The organism is Streptomyces millisiae (assembly GCF_031845425.1).
GTDB classification, from domain to species: Bacteria; Actinomycetota; Actinomycetes; order Streptomycetales; family Streptomycetaceae; genus Streptomyces; species Streptomyces millisiae.
On sequence record NZ_JAVREM010000055.1, the window covers coordinates 1 to 13,254 of the forward strand.

Genomic DNA, 13,254 nt, shown 5'->3' on the forward strand with positions numbered 1-13,254 from the left:
CTTCCCACCCACCCACCCACCCTTTCGCCGGCCGCCGTGCCCGCACCGCGGCCGGCGAAAGGGTGGGTGGGTGGGTGGGAAGAACCGGCTACCTACGGCGCGCCGCTTCCTTCACCAGCGCCTCGGCCTCGCGCGTCACCGCGTCCTCCGCCGCCTTCTCCTTCTCCGGGACCACGAACCGGTAGCCCACGTTCCGGACCGTGCCGATCAGCGACTCGTGCTCCGGGCCCAGCTTGGCCCGCAGGCGGCGGACGTGGACGTCCACCGTGCGGGTGCCGCCGAAGTAGTCGTAGCCCCAGACCTCCTGCAGCAGCTGCGCCCGCGTGAAGACGCGGCCCGGGTGCTGCGCCAGGTACTTCAGCAGCTCGAACTCCTTGAAGGTCAGGTCGAGCACCCGGCCCTTCAGCTTCGCGCTGTACGTCGCCTCGTCCACCGACAGGTCGCCGTTGCGGATCTCCATCGGGCTGTCGTCGCTCGACAGCTGCTGGCGGCCGGTGGCGAGCCGCAGTCGCGCCTCGACCTCGGCCGGGCCCGCGGTGTCGAGGACCACGTCGTCGACGCCCCAGTCGGCCGTGACGGCGGCGAGGCCGCCCTCGGTCACGATCAGCACCAGCGGGCAGCCGGGGCCCGTGGAGCGGAGCAGCTGGCAGAGGGAGCGGACCTGCGGCAGGTCCTTGCGGCCGTCGATGAGGATGACGTCGGCGCTGGGGGCGTCCACCAGGGCCGGGCCCTCGGCGGGGGCGACCCGGACGTTGTGCAACAGCAGCTCGAGTGCGGGGAGGACTTGCGAGGAGGGCTGGAGGGCGTTGGTAAGGAGAAGCAGCGAACTCATGTCGGGGGGCGTTCCTTCCTCTGTCCTGGCGCGGGGACGATTCGAGCGGCTCTGCCCAGAAAACGCGAAAGGACCCGGGATGGCGTCAGTGCCCGGATCCTTCTTTCGCGAGCAGCATAGCCGAAACATTTCACGTTGCGCAGGGGCGCGTATCACACTGCTGCCCGCACCGACGCGGGCCGGCACGTGTACCCGTGCGCCCGCTCGTGCGCCCGCCGGGCCATCATGGTGCGGCAGCGCACACCGTCGACGTGAGACGACGAGCGACGACGAGCGACGACAAGAGACGAGGAGAAGCCGGATGGCGAGCGGCACGATCCGTTACTGGGCCGCGGCGAAGGCCGCGGCTGGGACGGCGGAGGAGACGTACGAGGCCGCCACGCTCGCCGGGGCGCTGGAGGCGGCCAGGGCGCTGCACGCCGACCGGCCCGAGTTCGCGCGGGTGCTGACACGCTGCTCCTTCCTGGTGAACGGGGAGCAGGTCGGCTCGCGGACCCACGAGACGGTCACGCTGCCCGAGGGCGGCACGGTCGAGGTGCTGCCGCCCTTCGCGGGCGGCGCCAGGTGAAGGGGGACCGCGACGTGAACGGGATGGTGAACGTGCGCCCCGAGGCCGATCCGCAGCCGGTCGCCGGCCGGCACCGGGCACGGTCGCCGATCATCAGCCCGGGGATCCAGCCGGCGCTGCTGACCGTGGCGCTCGCCGCGCTCTTCGCGGCGACGGCGCCGCTCGGCCGGTGGGCCCTGCTGCCGGCGCTCGTGGTGCTGCAGGCGCTGACGGCGGCCGGCTGGTTCCGGCTGAACGGGATGTGGCCGGCGCGGCAGGGCATCGCGCTGGCCTTCGCCGGCGGCCTGGCGGCCGACGCGGCGCTGCTCGCGGTGGACGAGGACCGGCAGCCGGAGGCGCTGATCGCGGTGCTCGGGGTGTGGTTCCTGCTGGTGCTCGTGCTCCAGCTGCGGCACCGTGGCTCGGCCGACGAGCGGCTCGACTCGTTGACGGCGACGGCCGCGGCGACCCTGCTCACGGGCGTGGCCACCGGGCATCTGGCCACCGCCTCGGTCTCGGGGAGCGCGGTGGCGGTGACGGCGTGCGGGGTGGCGGCCGCGACGTGGTTCGCGGCGCTGAAGGTGCCGTTCGTGTGGCCGGTGCTGGCGCTCGGCGCGGCCGCCGCCGCGGGGGCGATCGCGGAGCCGCTGACGGACCTGGGCCCGGACGCGATCGCGTTCGCGGCGGCCGGTGGCGTCGCGGCGCTGGTCGGTCTTCGGGTGGCCAGCTACGACTTCCCGTCCCGGTTCGTGCACTTCACCGCCGGCGTCGCGCTGCCGCTCTCGGCCGCGGCCCCGGCCGGCTACCTGCTCGCGCTGGCCCTGCTCTGACGGCGCGGCCGCCGACCGGCGGCCGTGTAACGGGCGTGCTGCAAGCGTCGGCCCACCCTCCTGCGCCGCGTTCGCGCGCGTTACGCTCGCGGCACTTCGCACCAATGACCGGGTGCCTACCGACGGACCATGGGGGATGCAGGCCCGATGCGCGCACTGCGGATAAGTCTGATCATCTTGGGCGTGCTCGCTGTGCTCGCCGTCATCGCCGACCGGGTGGCGGTCCGGTTCGCGCAGAGCGAGGTCGCCTCGCAGGCCAGGAGCAGTCTCGGGCTCACCAGCGAGCCGAGCGTCACCATCAACGGTTTCCCCTTCCTCACCCAGGCGCTCGGCCGCGACCTGAACCACGTGACCCTCGGCCTCGACGACTACGAGGCCGAGGTGGACGGCCAGGCGCTGATGATCTCGGAGCTCTCGGCGGACCTGCGGGACGTGGAGATAGCCGGCGACTTCTCCGGCGCCACGGCCGAGCGGGCCGACGGCGAGGGCCTGGTCAGCTACGAGGAGATGACCAGGGCCTACGGGGAGCTGCTGGCCTCCGGCGACAGCGGCTTCGGCGTCGAGTTCGGCTACGGGGACGGCGGGCAGCTGCTGCTGACGCTGCAGGCGTCCGCGTTCGGGCAGACGCTGGACATCGGCGAGGTGCCGGGCGAGCTGGTGCTCGACGGCGAGGCGGTGCGGCTCCAGGTGGACGACGCGGACATCCCGGACGTCGGCGGGGAGCAGGTCCAGGCCGCGATAAGGGAGCAGCTGGACACCGGGCGGACCATCACGGGGCTGCCCGAGGGCGTGAGCCTGGACTCGGTGGAGCCGACCGAGGACGGGGTGCGGATCACCATCAGCGGCTCGAACGTGAGCCTCGGCTAGAGCCGGGAGAGCCGGGAAACACCGACCGTCCCACATGGCAGTCAGCCATGTCTCAGCATTCGGAACGGCGGTGACATAACCGGCATCCGACCGGTTACGATCGCCCCCATGACGCGACAGGCTGCGGGCACCCCCGTCGGGGGCCTCACCAAGCGACGGGCGGTCGACCTCTGCCGCGTCGCCGCCATGCTCTGTCGCCGCGTCGGCTGACGGCCCACCTCATCCCCGTGCGGCGCCTCGCGCGCTGCGCGCTCTCCCGCGCCCGGGTGCCGAACCGCGCCCCGCGGCGCCCCGCCCCGCAGGTTCCGCAGATCGCCGAAGGAGAACAGCATGAGCCGCAGTGACGTCCTGGTGGACGCCGACTGGGTGCAGGAGCACATCGACGACGCGAAGGTCGTGCTCGTTGAGGTGGACGAGGACACCTCCGCGTACGAGAAGAACCACATCAGGAACGCCGTCCGGATCGACTGGAAGAAGGAGCTCCAGGACCCGGTCCGGCGCGACTTCGTCGACCAGGCCGGCTTCGAGGCGCTGCTCTCCGCCAAGGGCATCGCCAACGACGACACCGTCGTCCTCTACGGCGGCAACAACAACTGGTTCGCGGCCTACGCCTACTGGTACTTCAAGCTGTACGGCCACGAGGACGTCCGCCTGCTGGACGGCGGCCGCAAGAAGTGGGAGCTCGACGCCCGCGAGTTGGTCGAGGAGGTCCCGACCAGGGCGGCCACCGAGTACAAGGCCAAGGAGCAGGACACCTCGATCCGCGCCTTCCGCGACGAGGTGGTGGCGGCCATCGGCACCAAGAACCTGGTCGACGTCCGCTCCCCCGACGAGTTCGTCGGCAAGCTGCTGGCCCCGGCGCACCTGCCGCAGGAGCAGTCGCAGGTGGCGGGCCACATCCCGTCGGCCAGGAACATCCCCTGGTCCAAGACGGCCAACGACGACGGCACCTTCCGCTCCGAGGAGGAGCTGACGGAGCTGTACCAGGGCGAGGGCGTCGACCTGGGCCAGGACACCATCGCCTACTGCCGGATCGGCGAGCGCTCGGCGCACACCTGGTTCGTGCTGCACGAGCTGCTCGGCGTGCCGAACGTGAAGAACTACGACGGCTCGTGGACCGAGTACGGCTCGCTGGTCGGCGTGCCGGTCGAGACCGGCCCGGCCAAGTAGTCGGAACCACAGGCCAGAAGTCGAGAAGGAGAGACAGCGATGTGCGGAGCGAAGGCGGGCGGCCCTGACGCCTCCGGGGTCAAGGCCGGTGAGACGACCATCCAGGGTTCGGTCACCCGGGACGGCGAGCCGGTGACGGGCTACGTCCGACTGCTGGACAGCGGTGGTGAGTTCACCGCCGAGGTGCCGACCTCGGCGACCGGCCAGTTCCGCTTCTACGCGGCGGAGGGCACCTGGACGGTGCGCGCCCTGGTCCCCGGCGCCACGGCCGACCGCACGGTGGTCGCCCAGCAGGGCGGCCTCGTCGAGGTCGCCATCGCCGTCTGACCGACGGACGGCACCAGCTCATGACGGAGGCCGCGCCCGGCTCGGGCGCGGCCTCCGCGGTTTCCCCCCGTTGGGTCGGACAGCCACGCTGTCCGTGAAGAGTCCGAAGAGCTCCGGCAGCAGGTTCAGTAGACGAGGGCCTGTACGCCGTCCGGCATGATCTCGCTCACGAAGACCTGAGCGCCGGCGATCCGCACCCCGTCGAGCACATCCTCCTCCCTGATCCCCCTGCGGGCGGCGCACTGCGTGCACAGAGTGATCCGCCCCCCCGATTGGATACCGGCGATCAGGTCGGGCAACGGCGCCGCGTGCGGCAGTTCGAACTCCGCCGCACGCCCGGGGAGCGCGAACCACGCCGACTCCCCGGTCAGCCACAGCGAGACGTCCACCCCGCTGGCGGCGGCCACCGCGGCCACCGTGAAGGCCTGCGAGCAACGCTCGGGAGCGTCGGCTCCGGCCGTCACCTTGATCACCAGTTTCTCAGCCATGTCGTCACCGTAACGTGGCTACGGAACTAACGTGACGTACCACAAATTCCGCAGACCCAGTCTCCCTGTGGGCCTTGGTGCATGGTCCCGCCACAGTTCGGACAATTCATGATCACATCCTTTCCACGCCCTTAGACGCACGAAGGCTCAAACGCGTTCATCCGCAGTGATCACAAAACGGTCAAGGGCGCACGCAAGAGGCGAGCCCGCTCGGCGTACCCTCACTGAGCCTTACCCGAAGCGGGCCACTAGACTCGCCCTGCAACGTAACGACCGGCCCAAGGAGGCCCTGTGCTCGAGGCATTCTTCATCACCCTGATGGCACTGGTCGTCGTCGGCTCCGCCGCCTTCGCGGGCCTGGTCGTGAAGAAGCTCTACCAGGGTCAGCGCTGATCCGATGATCGAGATCCCCAGTGACCTCCATCCGTCCCTCGTCCCCCTCGCCTTCCTGCTCGGCACCTGGCAGGGCGCCGGAGTGGCGGAGGGCTTCGAAAATCAAGAGGGCCCGGACTCCGAGGCGTGCAACTTCGGCCAGCAGGTGACCTTCGCACATGACGGGCGGGAGTTCCTCGAGTACGTCTCGCACACCTGGCAGCTGGACGACGAGGGCAACCGGCTGCGTCCCCTGGAGTCGGAGCACGGCTACTGGCGGATCAGGGAGCGCGAAGTCGAGGTCGTGATGATCCGCGACCAGGGCGTGGCCGAGATCTGGTACGGCGAACTGGCCGAGGGCAAGCCGCAGATCGACCTCGTCACGGACGCCGTCGCCCGCACCCCGGGATCCCCGGCCTACTCGGGCGGCAAGCGCCTCTACGGCTACGTCAACGGCGACCTGATGTGGGTGGGCGAGAAGGCCACGCCCGACACCCCGCTGCGCCCGTACATGTCGGCGCAGCTGAAGAAGGCGGTGGACCCCCGGGAGTGGGTCGCCGACCTCAAGGACCTCCCGGACGACGGCATCGCCTTCTTCCGCTGAACCGCGGGCCTCAGAGCGTGCGCAGCGAGCCGCCGTCGACGGGGATGATCGACCCGGTGACATAGCCGGCCGCCGGCGACAGCAGGAAGGCCGCCGTCCGGCCGAACTCGGCGGGCTCGCCGTAGCGGCCGAGCGGGATGGCGGCCACCGCGCGCTCCCTGGCCGCCGGGCCGAAGGCGGCGTCCAGGTCCCGCATCCGGTCGGTGGCGATCCGCCCCGGCAGCAGGCCGAACACCCGCACCGCGCGCGGGCCGAACTCGTCGGCCAGGTCCTTGGCGACCATGGCGAGCCCGGGGCGCAGCCCGTTGGAGATGCCGAGCCCCGCGATGGGCGAGCGGACCGAGGTGGAGAGCACCAGGCCGACCGCGCCGCCCTCGTCCCCCTCGGCCAGCCGCCTGGCGACCGTGCGCGCGCCGCGCACCGCGCCGAGGAAGACCGTCTCGAACGCCTCCCGCCACTGCTCGTCGGTGGCGGTGGCCGCCGTGCCGGGCGGCGGGCCGCCGACCGAGAGCAGCGCGCCGTCGAGCCGCCCGAAGCGCTCGTGCGCCAGCGTGACGAGGCGCTCGGCCGCGGTGGCGTCGGCCAGGTCGGCCGCCTCGCCGACCGCGGCGTCGGCGCCGAGCCGGCCGACGGCGGCCGCCACGGCCTCCTTGTCGCGGGCGGCGAGCACCACCCGGGCGCCGTCGGCCACCAGCGCCTCGGCGGTGGCGTAGCCGAGGCCACGGCTGCCGCCGGTCACCACGTAGACCCGATCCTTCAGGCCCAGATCCATCCGGTCGCTCCCTTCACTCCGGCCACTTCCGGTCGCCGGCCATCCTTCCAGGGGAGCGCGGATCAGAACACCGCCCGCACCTCGCCCACCGGCTGGCCCCGGCCGAGGATGGGCTCGGCCGGCACCGGTGACGCGTCGACGCCGAGCCGGCGCAGCGCGGCGGCCAGCACCGGGCCGCGGGCCCGGGCCGCGCCGTCCTCGATCTTGAGCGCGATCGCCCGGCCGTCCGGCAGCGCCAGCGCCTGGACGCCCTCGGCGCCGGCCTTGGACAGGGCGCCCGGCAGGCCGCGCATCACCAGCGTGTCGAGCCGCCCGGTGCCGGCCACGTACTCGGGGTGGGCGCGCATCGCGTCGGCGACCCGCCGCTCGGGGCGTCCCGGCTCCGCCAGCACGAAGGCGCGGAAGGCGCGGGCCAGGCCGGTCAGCGAGAAGCCGAGCAGCGGCGCCCCGCAGCCGTCCACGGCGACGTGCGCGACCGGTTCGCCGGTGGCGGCCTCGACGGTCTCGGCGATCAGCCGCTGGAGCGGGTGCTCCGGGTCGGTGTACGAGGCGACGGGCCAGCCGCGGGTGACGCAGGCGACGAGCATGGCGGCGTGTTTGCCCGAGCAGTTCATGGCCACCCTGGTCCGCTCGGGGCCGTCGGGCGGGCAGTGCAGCGCCTCCTCGTCGAGCCCGTGCTCGGCGAGCAGCAGCCGCACCAGGCGCTGGTGGAAGTCCTCGCCCGCGTGGCTGGCGGCGGCGATCGCCAGCCGCTCGCCGGCCAGTTCGGCGCCGGCCCGCAGCACCGCGGCCGCCTGCATCGGCTTGTTGCTCGACCTGGGGAAGCAGGGCCCCGTGACGTCGCCCAGCGCCAGCTCGACCGAGCCGTCGGCGGCCAGGACCACGAGCGAGCCGCGGTGCCTGCCCTCCACGAAGCCGGAGCGGACCACCTCGGCCAGCACGGGGGCGGTGACTATGTCGGAGGGCATGGGCGGGCCTTTCTCGGTGGTGCGGTGCTGCGGTGGCGCGGGCGGCGCTAGGAGAGCAGGTCGTCGACCTGCGCCTCGCCCTCACGGTACCTGCGGGCGATCTCGGCCCCGCAGCCGTCCGCCGTGCGGTGCAGCGCCTGCCGTCGGCGCGACACCTCCGCCTCCCAACGAGCCAGTCTGGCGAGCGCGTTGTGCAGCACCTCGTCGTTGAGGCCGCTCAGGTCGGACAGCTCGACCTCGCCCAGCATCTCCTCGGCGAGCCGCCGGTACTCCTCGCTGGCGGGCGTGGAGAGCGTCACATGGCGGGCCGAGGAGCGCTGTCTGGACGGCGGGTCGGCGAGGATGCGCGGCAGTTGGTCGAGCAGCCCGACCTCGGGGGCGATCCGGCGGCGGCGCTCCGCCTCCAGGATGTCGATCCGCCCCTGCAACAGTCGTCTGACGAAACTGAGATCCGCCTCCTCGCGCTGTGCCGAGCGGCGCAGTTCGCGCAGCTCGGCCAGCCGCAGTGCCCGCAGATCGGGCTGGACGTCACGCCACAGGGCGCCCGGTGTGATCATGCGGTTTTGTCCCCTCATCCCCATTTCGGTGCGGTGGCGCGCGGTACGTACCCCGTGCCACGCATCGTGTCACTGTGTACCCATCGAGCGCAGCGCTTTGGCACCCATCCGGATGGCTCCGGAGCGCGTCGGCGCACGGCGGAACGTTCCGGCATGATGAGCGGCATGCGAGCGGTGGTGCAACGGGTGGCCGGCGCGGCCGTCGAGGTGGCCGGCGAGACGGTCGGGGAGATCGTGGGCGAGGGTCTGTGCGTGCTGGTCGGCGCCACGCACACGGACACCCGGGAGACGGCGGGCCGGCTGGCCCGCAAGCTGTGGACGCTGCGCGTGCTGGAGGACGAGCGGTCCTGCTCGGACGTGGGGGCGCCGCTGCTGGTGATCTCCCAGTTCACCCTCTACGGTGACGCGCGCAAGGGGCGCCGCCCGACCTGGAGCGCGGCGGCGCCTGGCGAGGTCGCCGAGCCCCTGGTGGACGCGGTGGTGAGCGAGCTGCGCGCGCTGGGCGCGACCGTGGCCACCGGCCGCTTCGGCGCGAAGATGCGGGTCTCGCTCACCAACGACGGGCCGTTCACCGTGCTGTTGGAGGTCTGACAGCTACGGTTCGACGACGATCTCCTGGGCCGCCGGCGTGGTGCCGGCCAGGAGTTCCGCGTCGGCCGGCACGTTCCGCTTCACCAGGGCGAGCGCGATCGGGCCCAGCTCGTGGTGGCGGGCCGAGGTGGTGACGAAGCCCAGCTGCCGGCCCTCCGGCCCGTCCGCCGCCAGCCGCACCGGGTCGCCGTGCTCGGGGATGGTGACCTCGCTGCCGTCCAGGTGGAGGAAGACCAGGCGGCGGGGCGGCCGGCCCAGGTTCTGCACCCGGGCCACGGTCTCCTGGCCCCGGTAGCAGCCCTTCTGCAGGTGCACCGCCGTCTCCAGCCAGCCGAGTTCGTGCGGGATGGTGCGGTGGTCCGTCTCCCGGCCGAGCCGCGGCCGGTGCGCCTCGACGCGCAGCGCCTCGAGCGCCAGCGCGCCGGCCGGCGCGCCGACCCGCTCGGCGAAGGCCGCGAGCTCGGCGCGCGGCAGGAACAGGTCACGCCCGAGCGGCGTCTCCCGCGCCACCACCCCGGCCGGCGTCTCGACGATGGACCCGGCGGGCAGCCACACCACGGCGAACTCGGCCGTGCGGTCGGCCACCTCGACCCGGTAGAAGAACTTCATGCTCTCCAGGTAGGCGACCAGCGCGGCGGCCTGGCCGGGCTCGGTGTGCAGCCAGGTGGTCCCGCCGTCGTCCACCAGGTAGAGCGCGTGCTCGATGTGGCCCTTGGCCGACAGGATCAGCGCCTCGGTGGCGTGCCCCGGCTGGAGTTCGGTGACGTGCTGCGTGATCAGCAGGTGCAGCCAGCTCAGGCGCTCGGGCCCCGCGACGGTGACCACGTCGCGGTGCGAGAGGTCGACGAACCCCTCCCCCTTGGCGAGCGAGCGCTGCTCGCGGAACAGATCACCGTAGTGCGCGGCCACCCCCGCGTCGGGACCCTCGGCGGGCACGGCACCTGGCAGGGACAGCAGCGGGCTGGCGTACGAGGACATGCCCTCAAGCGTACGACCGGCTCACCGGTCGCGGGCCTGGCACTCCGCGCAGCGGCCGAAGATGGCGAAGTGCTTCATGTCGGTGTCGAAGCCGAACCGCTCGCGCAGCCGGGCGGCGAACGGGGCCGCGACGTCCACGTCGGCCTCCAGCACCTTCTCGCAGTCCCGGCACATGAGGTGCATGTGGTCGTGCCGCTCGGCCAGGTGGTACGTGGGGGCGCCGTGGCCGAGGTGGGTGTGGGAGACGAGGCCGAGCTCCTCGAGGAGTTCGAGGGTCCGGTAGACGGTCGAGATGTTGACCCCGCCCGCGGTGCGCCGCACCTCGGTGAGGATGTCCTCGGGCGTCGAGTGCTCGAGCCTGTCGACAGCCTCCAGGACCAGCTGCCGCTGCGGGGTCAGCCGGTATCCGCGGTTGCGCAGATCGGTCTGCCAGTCGGTGCTCGCCACGCGACCCAGTGTAGGGCGACGAAAGGGCACGGACCCCGCCCGAGGGGAATCGGCGGGGTCCGTGCGAGGAGGCGGTACTCATCGTGCGGCCTCATGTGTCAAGCCACCGTAAGTGCCTCCGGGGGGCCGATCGCGTCCGCGGCAGCCGTTTTCGGCACCGAGTTCGCCGCCGATCGCGGAAGAGCCCCCGCTCGCAGCCTAGCCCTTCGGGGCCGTCGCGACGATCAACGTGCGGCCCCGGGACAGAGCCGTGAACGGATCGGTACCGGAAACGGGCTTGACGGCTGCCGGCGTCAGCCGGGGACCGGGTCAGCCCTCGCGCAGCGAGCCCTGGTCGAAGCCCTGGACGACGTTGCCCCGATAGCCCGGGTAGATGTTGCCCTCCAGGTTCAGCACCCCGTTCATCACGTCGCTCTCGTTGGCGCCGTTGGGCTCCGGCAGGGGGTAGTCCCGGGCGGTCTCACCGCGGCCCGGGTTGGCGTAGTCGGCGGCCTGGGCGGCGTAGGCGACGATGGCGCGGGCCTCCCAGTCGCCGCGTTCGATCGAGTCCCACTGGGCGGCCTTCACGCCGCCGTCGCCCGGGTCGGGCAGCGTGTAGCGCAGGCCCTCGACCAGGCCGAAGGCGCCCAGCGAGATGCCGGCGCTGACCGGTCCTGAGACGCTGGCCAGGCCGCCGGCGACCCAGAAGGCGGTGCTGAGGCCGTTCATCGCCGTGATCCGGTGCTTGGTCGCCAGGCCGGCGTCGTCGACGGCCCGGTCCGCGTGGTCGAGGAAGCCGGCGACCCGGCCCACCGACTGGAGCGCGGCCGGGGCGTCGCGGTCGTCGGTGAACGCCTCGTGGGCGGTGGCCGCCTGCCAGGCGGCGACGCCCTGCCGGAAGTCGTCGCGGACGGCCGGGTCCGCCTCGTTCATCAGGCGGAACAGGGTGCGCTGTTCCGACCCGCCGAGCTCGAAGGCGTAGCGGTACTCCCGGCCGAAGAGGTTCTCGTAGGGCACGCCGTGCTCGTCGGCGGCCAGGAAGCCGGACGAGCCGTCGCCCGACAGCTGGGACACCACGTTCAGGTACCGGAGCACGGTGTCGCCGACGGCGCCCTGGAGCGCCGAGTGGTCGATGGGGCCGTACTCGGCGATGGTGTGGTTACCCCGGCCGAGGATGTCGTCGGGGTGGGCGGCGGCGTACGCGAGGACCTCGTAGGCGGCCGCCACGTACTGCCGGGCCGCCGGGTCGTTGTGGTCGATCCCCGCCGGGACCGTCACGCCGCTGTCGACCAGCGCCGCGGCTCCTGAGCTGTCCTCCCAGTGCACGCCGAGCAGGCTCTCCCGGAAGGCGTCCTCGCGCAGCAGCTCCGCGCTCAGCTCGTGGTTGAGCGCGACGGCGGTGAGCAGGCCGCTGCCGCCGGTGTTGGCGAGGTCGCCGTGGCCGCCGTCCACGTACTGGTACTGGGTGCCGCCCTGCAGGGTGACGGCGGTGTGGGCCAGTTCCCGGCCGAAGGCGTCGCCGGGCGGGACGGTCGCGGTGGACAGCAGGTCGCCGAAGCCGTTGACGTCCGCCAGGGTCTCCCGGTAGGCGTCGCCCGGCGGGGTGCGCGTGGTGGTGGTGACGGCCTCGGCGAGCGCGTCGGTCAGGGTGGGGTCGCCGTAGCCGAGCACCAGGCTCCTGACGCCCTCCGGCACCCGGGCCCGGTCCGCCGGGTCGCGCGGGTCGAGGCCGCCGACGGCGGGGTCGAGCAGCGTGAGGAGGCCGTTCGCGACGCGTTGCACGCTGGCGTACTGGTGGCCGGCCCGGCCGGGGTCGAGGCCCGCCGTGTCGTCCCGGAGCGCGCCGAGGGTGGCGAGCGCGTGGGCGTCGAGCGTGCCGAGGAACGCCTGGAGGTAGGCGCGCTCGGCGGGGGTGAGGTCCCGGCGTGGGGCGCCGGGGTCGACCGGGTCGCCGTGGACGCCGGCCACGACGGCGCCGACGCCCTCGGTGTGGAGGAGGAGGACGGCCGGGTCGGGGTCGTCCCTGGCGAGTTCCTCGGCGAGGCGGCGCCCCGCGTACTCGGCCATCTCCTCGGTGGTCCACAGCCCGAGCGGTCCTTCGGCGAGGTCGTAGCCGAGTCGGCCGAGCTCCTGGCCGTACTGGGCGAGCCGGCCGCGGTAGGCCTCGATGGCCCCGACGACGTCCTCGTGGGTGGCGGTGGCGGCGTCGGCGACCGCCCGCAGGTGCCGGTCGCGGATGCCGAGCGCGACGATGTCGGGGGTGGGCTGGAAGCCGCCGGGGGCGAGGAGCGGCCGGTCGCCGGTCGGCGCCGCGCCGAGGAGGCCGGCGGGGGCGGGGACGCGGGCCGCCCGGGTCGCCTGCCACGCCCGCCACTCGGCCCGCGCGGCCTCGGCGTGGCGCAGGTAGACGTCGTCCAGGGCGCCCGGCGCGTGCACCGCGTCGTGCACCTCGCGTTCGGTGTCGATCGCGGTGTTCATGGCGCGCACCAGGTAGCCGACCATCTCGTCCACGTCGTCGCCGCCGCTGCCCAGCGCGGCGGCGGTCGCGTCGATCCGGCCCTCGGCGTCGACCAGCGGGGCGCCGTCGAGGCCGCCGGCCGTCGCGGCCAGTTCGCCGGCCTCCCGGGCCAGGTCGAACGCGGAGCGCGCCTCGCCGGCGGCGCGCGCGTAGCTGGCGGCGGTGTCCGCCATGTCCTCGGGTCTGATCTCGGCGGTGAACTCGCGCGAGCGGGTCCAGGGCTTCCCGCCCGCCTCCCTCTCGACATCGGCGCGGGTGAACTGCACGTCGGGCATGGGGGCTCCAGGGCTGCCGCCCGGGACGCGGAGCCGGGCGGCTCAGGGGTGGATCAGGGGGCTACGGGCTGCGGGATCGGGCGGTCAGAGACACCGGGGGCCGTGGGGCCGACAGGAGGTGTACCGCGAGGG

At 73.2% G+C, this 13,254-nt stretch carries 16 protein-coding genes; 8 read left to right on the forward strand and 8 right to left on the reverse strand.

Features of this window, described 5'->3' with window-relative positions:
- Window positions 1–88 precede the first annotated feature (88 nt).
- Entirely contained in the window at window positions 89–832 is a 744-nt protein-coding gene (locus tag RNC47_RS27645; protein WP_311602554.1) for a winged helix-turn-helix transcriptional regulator, read from the reverse strand.
- Window positions 833–1,133: 301 nt separating this feature from the next.
- Here RNC47_RS27645 and RNC47_RS27650 point away from each other — a divergent pair, with 301 nt between their 5' ends.
- From RNC47_RS27650 to RNC47_RS27675, 6 genes are all read left to right on the forward strand, one after another.
- Window positions 1,134–1,400: a MoaD/ThiS family protein gene (locus tag RNC47_RS27650; protein ID WP_311602556.1), complete on the forward strand. Its 267-nt coding sequence runs from the start codon at window positions 1,134–1,136 to the stop codon at window positions 1,398–1,400.
- A gap of 23 nt (window positions 1,401–1,423) precedes the next feature.
- The gene (locus RNC47_RS27655; protein WP_394814898.1) at window positions 1,424–2,209 is read left to right on the forward strand and encodes a hypothetical protein; all 786 of its coding nucleotides are present in this window, start codon (window positions 1,424–1,426) and stop codon (window positions 2,207–2,209) included.
- 183 nt (window positions 2,210–2,392) lie between these two features.
- Entirely contained in the window at window positions 2,393–3,076 is a 684-nt protein-coding gene (locus RNC47_RS27660; RefSeq protein ID WP_311602558.1) for an LmeA family phospholipid-binding protein, read from the forward strand.
- Window positions 3,077–3,184: 108 nt separating this feature from the next.
- Window positions 3,185–3,286, forward strand: a complete 102-nt coding sequence (locus RNC47_RS27665) for a putative leader peptide (protein WP_311602559.1) — start codon at window positions 3,185–3,187, stop codon at window positions 3,284–3,286.
- A gap of 120 nt (window positions 3,287–3,406) precedes the next feature.
- The gene (locus tag RNC47_RS27670) at window positions 3,407–4,246 is read left to right on the forward strand and encodes a sulfurtransferase (RefSeq protein WP_311602560.1); all 840 of its coding nucleotides are present in this window, start codon (window positions 3,407–3,409) and stop codon (window positions 4,244–4,246) included.
- 39 nt (window positions 4,247–4,285) lie between these two features.
- Entirely contained in the window at window positions 4,286–4,573 is a 288-nt protein-coding gene (locus tag RNC47_RS27675; RefSeq protein WP_311602561.1) for a DUF1416 domain-containing protein, read from the forward strand.
- 125 nt (window positions 4,574–4,698) lie between these two features.
- On the opposite strand, the gene RNC47_RS27680 is transcribed toward RNC47_RS27675, so the two are convergent.
- Window positions 4,699–5,061 carry a DsrE family protein gene (locus tag RNC47_RS27680; protein ID WP_311602563.1) on the reverse strand — a complete coding sequence of 121 codons (363 nt, stop codon included), beginning with the start codon at window positions 5,059–5,061 and terminating at the stop codon, window positions 4,699–4,701.
- A 397-nt stretch (window positions 5,062–5,458) separates the two neighbouring features.
- On the opposite strand from RNC47_RS27680, the gene RNC47_RS27685 reads away from it, so the two are divergent.
- Window positions 5,459–6,037 (forward strand): FABP family protein, encoded by a 579-nt coding sequence (locus RNC47_RS27685; RefSeq protein ID WP_311602564.1) that lies wholly within the window; start codon window positions 5,459–5,461, stop codon window positions 6,035–6,037.
- 10 nt (window positions 6,038–6,047) lie between these two features.
- Here RNC47_RS27685 and RNC47_RS27690 read toward each other — a convergent pair whose 3' ends face one another.
- The 3 genes from RNC47_RS27690 to RNC47_RS27700 form a co-directional block, all read right to left on the reverse strand.
- Window positions 6,048–6,809, reverse strand: coding sequence for an SDR family oxidoreductase (locus RNC47_RS27690; protein WP_311602567.1), 762 nt, complete (start codon window positions 6,807–6,809; stop codon window positions 6,048–6,050).
- A gap of 62 nt (window positions 6,810–6,871) precedes the next feature.
- Entirely contained in the window at window positions 6,872–7,777 is a 906-nt protein-coding gene (locus RNC47_RS27695; RefSeq protein ID WP_311602570.1) for an asparaginase, read from the reverse strand.
- A gap of 47 nt (window positions 7,778–7,824) precedes the next feature.
- Complete coding sequence (locus RNC47_RS27700; RefSeq protein ID WP_394814897.1) at window positions 7,825–8,352, reverse strand: RsiG family protein; 528 nt, start codon at window positions 8,350–8,352, stop codon at window positions 7,825–7,827.
- Between the two features lie 147 nt (window positions 8,353–8,499).
- On the opposite strand from RNC47_RS27700, the gene dtd reads away from it, so the two are divergent.
- Window positions 8,500–8,925, forward strand: a complete 426-nt coding sequence (gene dtd, locus RNC47_RS27705) for a D-aminoacyl-tRNA deacylase (RefSeq protein ID WP_311602573.1) — start codon at window positions 8,500–8,502, stop codon at window positions 8,923–8,925.
- A gap of 3 nt (window positions 8,926–8,928) precedes the next feature.
- On the opposite strand, the gene ygfZ is transcribed toward dtd, so the two are convergent.
- The 3 genes from ygfZ to RNC47_RS27720 form a co-directional block, all read right to left on the reverse strand.
- Complete coding sequence (ygfZ, locus tag RNC47_RS27710; RefSeq protein ID WP_311602575.1) at window positions 8,929–9,903, reverse strand: CAF17-like 4Fe-4S cluster assembly/insertion protein YgfZ; 975 nt, start codon at window positions 9,901–9,903, stop codon at window positions 8,929–8,931.
- A 21-nt stretch (window positions 9,904–9,924) separates the two neighbouring features.
- Complete coding sequence (locus RNC47_RS27715; protein WP_311602577.1) at window positions 9,925–10,350, reverse strand: Fur family transcriptional regulator; 426 nt, start codon at window positions 10,348–10,350, stop codon at window positions 9,925–9,927.
- Window positions 10,351–10,659: 309 nt separating this feature from the next.
- A complete protein-coding gene (locus RNC47_RS27720; protein WP_311602579.1) occupies window positions 10,660–13,122 on the reverse strand; it encodes a TPR repeat region-containing protein in 2,463 nt (820 codons plus the stop codon).
- Window positions 13,123–13,254: the final 132 nt, after the last annotated feature.

Coding starts and splice junctions, on each gene's coding strand:
- RNC47_RS27645 (WP_311602554.1), bottom strand. CDS start 832: ATGAGTTCGCTGCTTCTCCTTACCAACGCCCTCCAGCCCTCCTCGCAA.
- RNC47_RS27650 (WP_311602556.1), top strand. CDS start 1,134: ATGGCGAGCGGCACGATCCGTTACTGGGCCGCGGCGAAGGCCGCGGCT.
- RNC47_RS27655 (WP_394814898.1), top strand. CDS start 1,424: ATGGTGAACGTGCGCCCCGAGGCCGATCCGCAGCCGGTCGCCGGCCGG.
- RNC47_RS27665 (WP_311602559.1), top strand. CDS start 3,185: ATGACGCGACAGGCTGCGGGCACCCCCGTCGGGGGCCTCACCAAGCGA.
- RNC47_RS27670 (WP_311602560.1), top strand. CDS start 3,407: ATGAGCCGCAGTGACGTCCTGGTGGACGCCGACTGGGTGCAGGAGCAC.
- RNC47_RS27675 (WP_311602561.1), top strand. CDS start 4,286: ATGTGCGGAGCGAAGGCGGGCGGCCCTGACGCCTCCGGGGTCAAGGCC.
- RNC47_RS27680 (WP_311602563.1), bottom strand. CDS start 5,061: ATGGCTGAGAAACTGGTGATCAAGGTGACGGCCGGAGCCGACGCTCCC.
- RNC47_RS27685 (WP_311602564.1), top strand. CDS start 5,459: ATGATCGAGATCCCCAGTGACCTCCATCCGTCCCTCGTCCCCCTCGCC.
- RNC47_RS27690 (WP_311602567.1), bottom strand. CDS start 6,809: ATGGATCTGGGCCTGAAGGATCGGGTCTACGTGGTGACCGGCGGCAGC.
- RNC47_RS27695 (WP_311602570.1), bottom strand. CDS start 7,777: ATGCCCTCCGACATAGTCACCGCCCCCGTGCTGGCCGAGGTGGTCCGC.
- RNC47_RS27700 (WP_394814897.1), bottom strand. CDS start 8,352: ATGAGGGGACAAAACCGCATGATCACACCGGGCGCCCTGTGGCGTGAC.
- dtd (WP_311602573.1), top strand. CDS start 8,500: ATGCGAGCGGTGGTGCAACGGGTGGCCGGCGCGGCCGTCGAGGTGGCC.
- ygfZ (WP_311602575.1), bottom strand. CDS start 9,903: ATGTCCTCGTACGCCAGCCCGCTGCTGTCCCTGCCAGGTGCCGTGCCC.
- RNC47_RS27720 (WP_311602579.1), bottom strand. CDS start 13,122: ATGCCCGACGTGCAGTTCACCCGCGCCGATGTCGAGAGGGAGGCGGGC.